This window comes from Flavobacterium sp. (assembly GCF_027482425.1).
GTDB lineage: Bacteria > Bacteroidota > Bacteroidia > Flavobacteriales > Flavobacteriaceae > Flavobacterium.
The window spans coordinates 25,841-37,660 of the sequence record NZ_JAIXWA010000027.1; the positions used below are offsets into that span (position 1 = coordinate 25,841).

Below are 11,820 nucleotides of genomic sequence, written 5' to 3' on the forward strand. Positions count from 1 at the left end.
TATGAAACGACTACTTATGTTCGTAGCCTTAGGCGCTACACTCGGATTACAAGCACAAGCATTTAAAGGGAAAGGCGATGTAAAAGGACAAGTGGGTGCTACCTTTCAAGACGGCGGAAATGGTATCGCTGTGACAGCCGATTTCGGGATTGGAGAAAATATCTCGCTGGGTATCATGACCAATTACATTTTGAATGCGGAACATGATTTGAGTTTTAAGCCCCGTTTTGAAGACCGTGCGGATTTAAGATTGCGTTTTAATGCTAATATTGGAAACGTATTCAAAATAGATGAAAAACTAGATATTTATCCCGGCTTAAGTTTGGGCTTACGCAACTTTGGGGGGCATCTTGGAGTGCGTTACTTTTTTACCAATGGCTTTGGATTGTACACCGAATTTAGCGCTCCTTTTTCCCGATACGATTCAGATGTGGTAGGGTACGAATACTACAACAATCAGTTCTTGTTCAATATCGGCGCGTCCTTTAATTTATAATTCCGCCGAAGCGAATGACCCCTATAGAAAAAAAAGTACACGACCGCAGTGGTGCAGTGTGCGAAATTAGTGGAGCTACGGAAGACTTAGTGGTCTATACTGTGGGACCCAAAACCACAGAAAGTATAGAAAATTGTATTCTTATTTCTAAAAAATTAAAAGACCAAATCAAAAATCCAGAAACGACCGATCCCAACGATTGGCGCGGTTTAAGCGATAGTATGTGGAGCGAGCATCTGCCGGTACAAATCGTTTCTTGGCGTATGTTGGCACGATTGAAAAACCACGATTTACTCGAAATGATGTACTTGGATGAAGAAGCTTTGGAATGGGCGAAAGCCACCGGTGAAGGCGAAGAAGAGGATGGGAAAATCATTCATAAGGATTGCAATGGGAATATCCTTAACGACGGGGATTCGGTGGTGTTGATCAAAGATTTGGATGTGAAAGGTGCCAATTTTACGGCCAAACGTGGAGCTGCAGTGCATAACATCAAATTGGTTTGGGACAATGTCGACCAAATCGAAGGTCGGGTTGAAGGGCAATATATCGTCATTCTAACGCAGTATGTGAAGAAAACCAAATAACAATTTTTAAAATCCATAAAAAAAGCGTCCCAATTTTACAGGACGCTTTTCTTTTCTCTTGCTTCTTTCTTCTATACTCTAAAAAAGAAATTATAAATCAAACTTAATTCCCTGTGCCAAAGGCAAACTGGTCGAATAGTTGATCGTATTCGTTTGACGGCGCATATAGACTTTCCAAGCATCGGAACCCGATTCACGGCCACCTCCGGTTTCTTTTTCACCACCAAAAGCACCCCCAATCTCGGCCCCTGAGGTGCCGATATTTACATTCGCAATTCCACAGTCGGAACCGGCAGCCGATAAGAAGGCTTCGGCTTCCCGTAAGTTATTCGTCATAATTGCAGAGGATAATCCTTGGGCCACACCGTTTTGGATTTCAATCGCTTCTGTTACGTCTCCACTGTATTTCAACAAATACAATACGGGAGCAAAGGTTTCATGCTGTACAATAGCAAAATCATTTTTTGCTGCGGCAATCGCGGGTTTTACATAACAACCGCTTTCGTATCCTTCGCCGGTAAGCACGCCGCCTTCCACCAAAATTTCACCGCCTTCAGCGACTACTTGTGCCAAGGCTTTGTTATACTGCTCTACGGCATGGGTGTCGATAAGTGGCCCCACGTGATTGTTTTGATCCAAAGGGTTACCAATGCGTAACTGCCCGTAAGCAGCTACAACAGCATCTTTCACTTTATCATAAATACTTTCGTGAATAATTAAGCGACGGGTTGAGGTACAACGTTGTCCTGCGGTTCCCACAGCGCCAAAAACGGCTCCGATAACGGTCATTTTAATGTCGGCATCTGGCGTTACAATAATGGCATTGTTACCGCCTAATTCCAATAACGAACGACCCAAACGTGCCGCTACTTCTTTGGCTACAATTTTACCCATACGCGTTGAACCCGTAGCCGAAACCAAAGGCACTCGCGTATCACGGTTTAATAACTGTCCGATTTTATAATCGCCATTGATCAAGCAGGAAATTCCTTCGGGCAAGTTGTTTTCACGCAAAACTTCCGCAATGATATTTTGACAAGCTACCCCGCACAACGGTGTTTTTTCAGAGGGTTTCCACACACAAACGTCTCCACAAATCCAAGCCAAAGCCGTATTCCACGACCAAACGGCCACCGGAAAGTTGAAGGCCGAAATAATTCCGACCACGCCTAGCGGATGGTATTGTTCATACATACGGTGGGAAGGGCGCTCCGAGTGCATAGTCAAACCGTGCAATTGACGCGATAAACCTACGGCAAAGTCACAGATGTCAATCATTTCTTGTACTTCGCCTAAACCTTCTTGGTAAGACTTCCCCATTTCATAGGAAACCAGTTTACCTAAAGGCTCTTTATATTGACGTAATTTTTCTCCAAATTGACGCACGATTTCACCGCGTTTCGGGGCTGGCATCAAACGAAAGGTTTTAAAAGCTTCGGTAGCCGCTTGCATTACTTTTTCGTAATCAGCTTCGGTAGATGCTTTAACTTTAGCAATTAATTGGCCATCGACAGGCGAGTAACTTTCGATTAACTCCCCTCCCGAAAACCAATTGTTTCCGGTAGATGTTCCTTCATTTACCGCTTTAATTCCTAAAAGTTCCAAGGCTTCGGTCATGCCGAATTGTTGTGCAATAGTTGCCATATATTCTAGTTTGTTTGTTGGGTCAAAAATAACGGATTCTCGCGTAAAAAAAAGCTATTTTATAAAATTCGGATGTACAGGCATTTCTGTGCCGCATTGGGTACATTTCCGCAAGGTATCCGAGGTGTAGAAAGCCTTAAAATGGGGTAAAAAATCGGTTTCAATATCGGTCAATTCAAAATAGACCTCATGGAGTTTATGATTGCATTGGCTACAATACCAAAGCAATCCATCTTTATACCCTTGGTTTTCACGCTTACGTTCAATCACCAAACCGATAGAGCCTTCGGTACGGGTAGGAGAGTGCGGCGTTCGGGCAGGAAGTAAAAATAGGTCCCCAGGTCCCAAAGCGATAGCCTTTTTTTCACCTTCTTCTTGAATGTAAACCGTAATATCTCCTTCCAATTGGTAAAAAAGCTCTTCCGTTTCGTTGTAATGAAAATCATTGCGGGCATTGGGACCACCAACGATCATGACGATGTAGTCTCCTGAATCGACGTACAGATTTTTGTTGGCCACAGGAGGTTGCAAAAGGTGTTTGTTGTTTGTAATCCATTGCGGAAGGTTAAAGGGTTTTGCCGCTGCCATAGGGATTCAATTTAAGGTAAAAATTAGGACACGAAAGGTACAAAATAAAAAAGTCAGCGGCAGCTGACTTTCTGTATTATTTCACTTCCCGAACGAGGTAGACATATACCGGAAAGTGGTCGCTGTAGCCAATTTCAGTGAGCGTATGCCGTAGCGGATAGCCTTTGTATTGCCCAAAATTTTGAATCATATAGGGTTTGTTGTAAATCCCAGCTTTCCAATATTGGAACTTCTTGTAATTTTTATCAATTAAGGCTTCCGAAACCATGATTTGATCAAAAATATCGCCTGCATCACGGTGGAATAGGGTTGCATGACCTTTGTAAAACATTTCTTCAAAAGGATTGTAAATTCCTTTTTCCTTTACGTCCTCTTTTTTACGTTTGGCGCCAATACCTTCTTTTACACTTTTATTGTAGGTACCGTCATTTAAGTCCCCCATGGTAATGATTTTTGCTTTGGGGTTAATGGCAAACAATGAATCCATAATCTTACGGTTCAACAAACCAGCGGCTTCACGAAACGGCGCACTCTTTTTTTCACCACCCGAACGGGAAGGCCAGTGGTTGACGATGATACTCACTTCTTCACCATCCAACAACCCAGTGACCAACAATTGATCACGGGTATAGACACGATCGGAGGATTTATCGGTTTCAACTTTATCGTCGGATTCTTCTTTTTCCTTGTCTTTGTCTTTATCGCCTTTTCCTTCCATAGTGCGGTAAATATAGAGTGGAATACTTGTGTAACTGGTGGGCTTGAAATGTTTTTTCTGATACAGTAAAGCCACATCAATACCGCGTTTGTCGGGCGAATCAAAATGGATGATGCCGTAATCTTTATTAACCAACAAGGGTTGTTTCACCAAATCTTCCAACACGCCTCGGTTTTCAATTTCACAACCCCCAATAAGTACGGGACTGTTGGTTTGTTGCTCCCCGGTTCCAATTTCAGAAAGCACCTTCGAAAGGTTGTGTAATTTCTGACGGTATTTTTTATGGGTCCAATTTTGAGCTCCGTTTGGCAACCATTCCTCGTCATTATTCTCTTGGTTAATGGTGTCAAAGAGGTTTTCGAAATTGTAAAAGGCAACGGTGTGGAGTTCGAATTTTCCTTGAGAAAACAGGGTGTTTGCTGCTAATATGGTAAAAACAAACACGATATTTTTAATTTTTTTCATTTTAGTCAATTTAAAATAAAGTTAAGCTTGCGCAAACTTCACGCCAAAAGTAAATATTATAATGAAAAAATGTACCTTTGCTGGCTGTTAAGTTTATCTTAACTTTTTTTATGTAAAAATTAACATAGCTTTATTTATGAAAAAACTTGTTTATGTTACTTTACTACTCCTTCAGTGCTGGGCTGCCGTAGCGCAATCTGGAAGCGGAGTGAAAGGTAAAGTAGTGGAAGCGAAGACGAACAAGGCCTTGCAAAACGTCATCGTTTCTATTCAGAACACCAACTTTACCCAAGTGACCAACCGCGAGGGGGAGTTTGTATTCAACGATTTAAATCCTGGAGCTGTCCTTTTGAAAGTCAGCAGTACTGGATTTAAAGACCAACTGCTAAATGTAGAAGTTGCAAAGGGTCAGATTTCCGACTTAGGATTAATTATCTTGGAAGAGGATGTGACCTTGGAGCAGCAAATCAACTTGATTACGATTCTGGAAAACGACTTGAACGACGACAACAGCGGTTCTGAAAATACGGCTGGTTTGTTACAAGCGTCGCGGGATACGTATCAACAAGCTGCCGCGTTCAACTGGGGACAAGCTCGTTTCCGTATCCGTGGTTTAGACAATGAATATGCGACTACCATGATTAATGGAGTAGTGATGAATAAATTGTTGGATAATCGTCCACAATGGGGGAACTGGGGGGGGCTAAACGATGCGACTCGTAACCAAGAATTTACCATGGGTTCAGCACCGTCTGATTATACCTTTGGTGGAATTTTAGGAACGCAAGAAATCAATACCCGCGCATCAATCTACCGTAAAGGGACCCGTTTGTCGTATGCAGGGACCAATACCAACTACAATTGGCGTGCTATGGCTACCCATGCTTCAGGAATGAATGCCGATGGATGGGCGTTTGTCATTTCGGCCTCCCGTCGTTGGGCACAAGAAGCGTATTTTGAAGGAACCGATTATTCTGCAAACTCCCTTTTTGCCAGTATTGAAAAACGAATCAACGACGACCATAGTTTGAATTTAACGGCTATTTATGCACAAAACCGTCGTGGTCGTAACTCTTCCAATACCGACGAAATCAACAGTATTGCTGGAGTGAACTATAACTCCTTCTGGGGTTGGCAAGATGGGGAAAAACGCAATTCTCGTGACCGCGAGGTGGATGAACCTATTTTAATGCTTACACACTATTGGAAGTTAAATGACAAAACACGTTTGACCTCCAATGTAATGTACCAATTTGGTAAAATCGGAAACTCGCGCTTGGACTTCGTGAACGCCGCAAATCCCGATCCAACGTACTACCAAAATTTACCAAGTTATTTTACTTCTTTATATCAAAATGACCCTTCAGTGGTTCCTGCTTCAGCCTACCAACCCGGTGGTTTAGGAGGTGTTTTTACCCCTAATTTAGTGGGAGCTATGGATGCACCGTTCTTAACCCAACGTCAAATCGATTGGAATGCCATGTACCGCGCCAATACGACGCCTATCTTGGATGCCAATGGAAATGAAATCGGTCGTCAAGCCGCTGAAAGTAAATACGTTTTATACGAAGACCGTACGGATGATAATTTGTTTGTAGCCAATACCATTTTAAGTTCACAATTGTCGGATAAAATTGTAATGAATGGTGGTGCAAGCTATAGTCGTTTGAAATCGGCTAACTTCCAAATGTTGACCGATTTATTGGGCGGTTCTCATTTTGTAGATGTCGATCCATTTCAGTCTGGAACAGCACAACAACCTGACTTAAATAACCCGAATCGTCGTGTGGGTGAGGGGGATAAATATGGATATAATTACAACTTGTTTGCCGATCATATCGATGCCTTTACGCAGTTTAAATTTACGTACAAAAAAGTAGATTTCTATTTGGGACAATCGTTTAGCCGCAAAACATACCAACGCGAAGGATTGTACCGCAATGGAATTTATGCCAACTCTTCTTTTGGAAAAAGTGACAAGGTAGATTTTGACAACTTTGGATTCAAAGGAGGCTTAACCTATAAAGTTACAGGAAAACATTTCTTGACCATGAATAGTCTTTTCATGACCAAAGCGCCTTCGATGCGTAATGTGTTTTTCAATGCCCGTTTGAGCAATACGCCTATCCGCAACTTACAAAGCGAGCGGGTATCCAACTTGGATTTGAGTTATGCCATCAAAACGCCAACCTTCAAAGCACGTATCACCGCGTATTATGCCAATATCCAAAACGCTACCGAAACCTCTTTCTTCTTTGCAGAGGGAGCTTTCGAAGATAACGATGGCGATGGAGGCGATGCTTTCGTGGCTGAAATTGTTACAGGATTGGATAAATTGAATTTCGGTGCGGAGTTAGGATTGGAATACCAAATTACTTCAACCATTAAAGTTACAGCCGCTGCCTCTTACGGACAGTTTACCTACAACAGCAATCCTAATGTTGTGTTGAATGATGACACCCGTGCAGCTCGTGGATTGTCGACTTTAGTTAACTTAGGAGAATCTAAATTGAAAAACTACCGTCAACCTGGAATCCCAAATCAAGCGTATGCGGTAGGATTAGAGTACCGTGATCCTAAGTTCTGGTGGGTAGGTGCCAACGTTAACTACTTGGCCGATACGTATTTGGATGTTTCTTCGGTATTACGCACCAATAGTTTCTTACGTAATCCTCTAGATGCTAATGGATTCCAATTCCCAGAAGCTACACAAGAACGTGTGGATCAGTTGTTGAAACAAGAAAAATTCAACCCATATACGCTTGTGAACTTAACAGGTGGGAAGTCATGGAGAATTTCAGGTAAAAACCCCATTACTTTGGGTTTATTTGCCACTTTAAATAATATCTTTGATGTAAGGTACAAGACCGGTGGATTTGAACAAGCACGAAATGCTAATTTCCGTGAGTTAAACCAAGATGTCTCTAGTGGAACTCCTGCTTTTGCACCACGTTACTTCTACGGTTTCGGACGTACCTACTTCTTCAACTTTTACATTAATTTCTAAAAAAAATAAAAGCACAATATGAAAACAACTTTTTTTAAACCCGTTCTTGCGCTAACGCTTTTAGCAAGTACTTTTGTCGGTTGTGTGAACGACGATGATTACGATACTCCTCAAGTCAATTGTATCGAAACAACCTTGGTGAAAACCAAAGAAGTCTCTCAAATTACCGCTGGGTCTACCGTAGCTCAATATACACAAGATGATGTAATTGAAGCCTATGTGGTTTCTTCCGATAAAGGCGGTAACTTCTTCAAATCGATTTCGTTCCAAACGATTCCAACGACAGCGAATCCTGTTCCTTCTGCGTTCAGTGTACCTGTAGATGTGACGTCAACGTTTATTACGTTTGAACCCGGACGTAAAGTATTGATCAAAATGAAAGATTTATACACTGACGTAAGTAACGGAGGTCGTCGTTTTGGAGGTTTGTTTGTAAATTCTACTGGAACTGCGTCAGTGGGTCGTTTGGCACCTGCGTTATACCGTACGGTTTTAAACAAAGCCTGTACGATTGTTCCTGAAGATCAATTAAAGCGAACGCTAACCATTCCTCAATTGTTGAACGATGCCAACATCAATACGTTGGTGGAGTTGGATAATGTTCAGTTTTCCAACCAAGCGATAACGACAACTTATTATGATGCTAATAATGATTTAGGGGGGGCGACCAATCACTTATTGGTAGATGCCGATGGAAATACAGTAATTTTCCGAACCAGTAGTTTTGCCAACTTCGCTTCTCGACCTGTGGCTTCAGGCCGTGGAAAAGTGCGTGGAATTTTGACAAAATTTGGTACTGATTACCAGTTTGTAGCGCGTACTGAAGACGATATCCAGTTGACAGGCCCTCGTTTGGTGCCTTTGTTCTCTGAAAACTTCGAAGGAATTGCCAACACCGGTAACAACCAATTCATTGCTTTACCCGGATGGAGTAACGTGTCAATGAATAGTGGAAATGAAAAATGGGAAGCGCGTATCTTCAGTGGAAACAAATATGCACAGTTTTCGCCTTTTGGGTTAACCCCAGCAGAAAATAACGTAGATACACGTTTAATTACACCCGGAATCAACTTAACAGGGACCACAGGTGCTTTCTTACGTTTTGGTTCAAAAATTGGTTTTGCCAATGGAGAAGCCGTTACGGTATGGGTTTCAACCAATTATAACGGTTCAGGATTGGCCGCTGATGTAAACGCAGCGACATGGACGCAATTGCCCGCTACTTTTGCAGCGCAAACGACTAGTTTCCCGACCAACTTTACCAGTTCAGGAAATGTGGATTTATCAGCTTATACAGGAACAGTTTACATTTCGTTCCGTTATGTAGGGGGTACCAACAACATTACCTCTACGTACCAAATTGACAACATTGAAGTTATTGCACAATAAGATGAAGAAGTTCGTATTCCTTTTAATGGCATTCCCCTTGCTTTTTACCGCTTGTGGTGAAGACGAAGAGACGTTTGTGCAACAAAATTACCTCGTGGGAAAATGGGAAATTTCGCAAACAGGTACTATGAATGCACAAGGCGCCATCAACTACACCAATTATGTGAATGATGCCAATTGTGATAAAGACAATTACATCTTCAATGCCGATCTTACGTATCAACAAAACGATTTTGTGAATTCAGGAACGTGTACCAACCAATCGATTTCGGGAACGTACAACCGCTTGTCTACCAATCTAACGTTGCGTTATACTACCAATGCTGGAGGCTCGACTCAAGTAATTACGCAATCGCTAACCATTGTGTCGTTAACCTATACTGAAATTGTTGTGGCATACACCACCAGTAACTCCAGTCAATTGGTTTACCTAAAAATGACTAAGGTATAGTCAATGAAAATAAACCCAAAAAAAGAGCCTCAATGTTGAGGCTCTTTTTTTTAATCCAATTGTTCGGTTAATTTCTTAAAAGTGCTTTTGGCATCTTTCCCTTCATACAATACGGCATACACCGCATCAATAATGGGCGTTTTTGCTTTATAATCTTGGTTGAGTTTGTAGGCACTTTTTACAGCGTAATAGCCTTCAGCGACCATACTCATTTCCATCATGGCCGATTTAACGGTATAGCCTTTTCCAATCATGTTTCCAAACATGCGGTTGCGGGAAAAAACCGAGTAGCCCGTCACGAGCAAGTCGCCCAAATAGGCCGAGTTGTTAATGTTGCGTTTCATACGGTGGACTTTCTTAATGAATTTCTTCATCTCCCGAATCGCATTACTCATAATCACCGATTGAAAATTATCACCATAGCCCAAACCATGCGCAATTCCCGCCGCAATGGCGTAAATGTTTTTCAACATAGCCGCATATTCGGTCCCAATGATGTCATCAGAGGTTTTGGTTTTAATATAATTCCCCGCCAATAGCTTTGCCATGACCCGCGCCTTTTTGGTGTCCCCGCACGCAATAGTCAAATACGATAAACGCTCTAGCGCTACTTCTTCGGCATGACAAGGCCCCGTGATTACTCCAATATTGTGGTAAGGGATCGCATAGGTGGTATGAAAATGTTCGCCGACAATCAAAAATGTTTCGGGCACTATACCTTTGATGGCAGAGAAGATAATCTTATCCGCCAGACTCACGGTCAACTTTTCCAATTCGCGGCTTAAAAAGGCCGAAGGAATGGCAAAAATCACATAATCGGCATAAGCAACTGCTTCATTGATGTCTTGTGTCAACCGTAATTTGGTAATATCAAATTCCACCGAGCTCAAATAGTTCGGATTGTGTTTGTAGGCTTTTAAATGGTCAATGGCCGAACCGTTGCGCATGTACCAGGCAATTTCGTCCAAGTTAACGCATAGCATTTTGGCGATGGCTGTGGCCCAACTGCCGCCACCGATCACCGCAACTTTAGGTTGTTTTTGCATGTGTGTGGGTTTGATTTTTCAAAAATAGGGTATTTATTTCGGCTACCCAAGATTCCACCGAATTGGGACATTAAAAATTTTAACGTTTATTTTAACACAGCACATGACAATTTCATGTTTTTACCCTCGTTATCCATTCAAAGGTTAGTTTAGTGAATTTTTGTTTTGGGTTGAAAAAAAGGCGTTCGGTATAATATCGAACGCCTTTTGTGTTTTTAAGCAAAATCAATTAATAACTGAGGGTAACTATTTCCCGTACTTTTTCGAGCGTTACATTTTGACGTTCTCCTAGTCCCAACCAACCACGTTCTTCAAAGCGTTGCACGATAAAATCTGCTGTGCCTTCAATATTTTCAGCATTTTCCGAAATACGGGTTTTCATGCCCATCGTATGGAAAAAGTCCACGGTTTTATCAATCGCTGCTTTTGCAATTTCTTCGGTAGAACCTGATAAATTCCAAACGCGTTGCCCGAATTGTGCCAACTTCTCTTTTTTGGTATCAAACATTACACGATAGAGGTTCGGACCGATAATCGCCAACGTGCGCGCATGATCAATCTCATACAAAGCGGTTAATTCGTGACCAATCATATGCGTCGCCCAATCGGAAGGCACTCCTTTTTGAATCAACCCGTTTAAGGCCATTGTTGCCGACCACACAAAGTTGGAGGCCAATTTATAATCGGTAGGGTTTTCGACTACCGAAGGACCAATTTCGATCAAGGTTTGTAAAATACTCTCCGCAATACGGTCTTGCAATAACGCATCGTGGGGATACGTTACGTACTGCTCCATCACGTGGGTAAAGGCATCGACCACCCCGTTTTGCAATTGCCGTTTCGGTAACGAAGCAATCACTGTGGGGTCTACAATCGAGAATTTGGGGAACAATGCACTACCGCCCAAGGTTAATTTTTCTTGGGTTGCCTCAATGGTGACAACGGCGCCCGAATTCATTTCCGAACCCGTTGCGGGCAACGTCAACACCGTTCCAAAAGGCACACAAACCGAGGCATCTTTAAATAAAATGCGTTGTTTCAAGATTTCAATCGCATTACCCGGGTAGTGTACTGCCGCCGAAATAAATTTCACCCCGTCAATCACACTTCCGCCGCCGATGGCCAAGATAAAACCAATGTTTTCAGTTCGGATTAATTCCACAGCCTTCATCAAGGTTTCGTAGCGCGGATTGGGTTCGATACCACCAAACTCCAAAAGTTCAAAGTCTGCTAAAGCTGCTTTTACTTGGTCATAAACGCCATTTTTAAAGATACTTCCACCTCCATACGCCAATAAAATCTTAGTGTTTTTGGGCGTTACTTCCGCCAATTTAGCGATTTGTCCCTGGCCAAAAATATAATGGACCGGATTGTATAGTTCAAAATTAAAAAAAAAAAAAAAAATTATGAGTCCAAAGGTAATTCATTC

General features: G+C 42.1%; 10 protein-coding genes. 5 read left to right on the forward strand and 5 right to left on the reverse strand.

The genetic code is table 11. The features are described 5' to 3' along the window. Position 1: 1 nt before the first annotated feature. The gene (locus tag Q0037_RS02795; RefSeq protein ID WP_297515127.1) at positions 2–496 is read left to right on the forward strand and encodes a DUF6646 family protein; all 495 of its coding nucleotides are present in this window, start codon (positions 2–4) and stop codon (positions 494–496) included. A gap of 14 nt (positions 497–510) precedes the next feature. Beyond that, the gene (locus Q0037_RS02800) at positions 511–1,083 is read left to right on the forward strand and encodes an alkylphosphonate utilization protein (protein WP_297515136.1); all 573 of its coding nucleotides are present in this window, start codon (positions 511–513) and stop codon (positions 1,081–1,083) included. Positions 1,084–1,173: 90 nt separating this feature from the next. Here the strand turns inward: Q0037_RS02800 and Q0037_RS02805 are convergent, their stop codons facing one another. The 3 genes from Q0037_RS02805 to Q0037_RS02815 form a co-directional block, all read right to left on the reverse strand. Next, positions 1,174–2,727, reverse strand: coding sequence for an aldehyde dehydrogenase family protein (locus tag Q0037_RS02805; protein ID WP_297515139.1), 1,554 nt, complete (start codon positions 2,725–2,727; stop codon positions 1,174–1,176). Between the two features lie 54 nt (positions 2,728–2,781). Further along, entirely contained in the window at positions 2,782–3,315 is a 534-nt protein-coding gene (locus tag Q0037_RS02810) for a 3-hydroxyanthranilate 3,4-dioxygenase (protein WP_297515143.1), read from the reverse strand. Between the two features lie 76 nt (positions 3,316–3,391). Further along, positions 3,392–4,498: an endonuclease/exonuclease/phosphatase family protein gene (locus tag Q0037_RS02815; RefSeq protein WP_297515145.1), complete on the reverse strand. Its 1,107-nt coding sequence runs from the start codon at positions 4,496–4,498 to the stop codon at positions 3,392–3,394. Positions 4,499–4,634: 136 nt separating this feature from the next. Here Q0037_RS02815 and Q0037_RS02820 point away from each other — a divergent pair, with 136 nt between their 5' ends. From Q0037_RS02820 to Q0037_RS02830, 3 genes are read left to right on the forward strand one after another with little or no spacing between them, the layout of a single operon-like run. Continuing rightward, positions 4,635–7,505 carry a TonB-dependent receptor gene (locus Q0037_RS02820; RefSeq protein ID WP_297515147.1) on the forward strand — a complete coding sequence of 957 codons (2,871 nt, stop codon included), beginning with the start codon at positions 4,635–4,637 and terminating at the stop codon, positions 7,503–7,505. Between the two features lie 18 nt (positions 7,506–7,523). After that, positions 7,524–8,894 (forward strand): DUF5689 domain-containing protein, encoded by a 1,371-nt coding sequence (locus Q0037_RS02825; RefSeq protein ID WP_297515149.1) that lies wholly within the window; start codon positions 7,524–7,526, stop codon positions 8,892–8,894. 1 nt (position 8,895) lies between these two features. Then, the gene (locus tag Q0037_RS02830; protein ID WP_297515151.1) at positions 8,896–9,345 is read left to right on the forward strand and encodes a lipocalin family protein; all 450 of its coding nucleotides are present in this window, start codon (positions 8,896–8,898) and stop codon (positions 9,343–9,345) included. 50 nt (positions 9,346–9,395) lie between these two features. Here Q0037_RS02830 and Q0037_RS02835 read toward each other — a convergent pair whose 3' ends face one another. Then, the gene (locus Q0037_RS02835) at positions 9,396–10,391 is read right to left on the reverse strand and encodes an NAD(P)H-dependent glycerol-3-phosphate dehydrogenase (protein WP_297515154.1); all 996 of its coding nucleotides are present in this window, start codon (positions 10,389–10,391) and stop codon (positions 9,396–9,398) included. 229 nt (positions 10,392–10,620) lie between these two features. Continuing rightward, the gene (locus Q0037_RS02840; RefSeq protein ID WP_297515157.1) at positions 10,621–11,796 is read right to left on the reverse strand and encodes an iron-containing alcohol dehydrogenase; all 1,176 of its coding nucleotides are present in this window, start codon (positions 11,794–11,796) and stop codon (positions 10,621–10,623) included. Between the last annotated feature and the right edge of the window lie 24 nt (positions 11,797–11,820).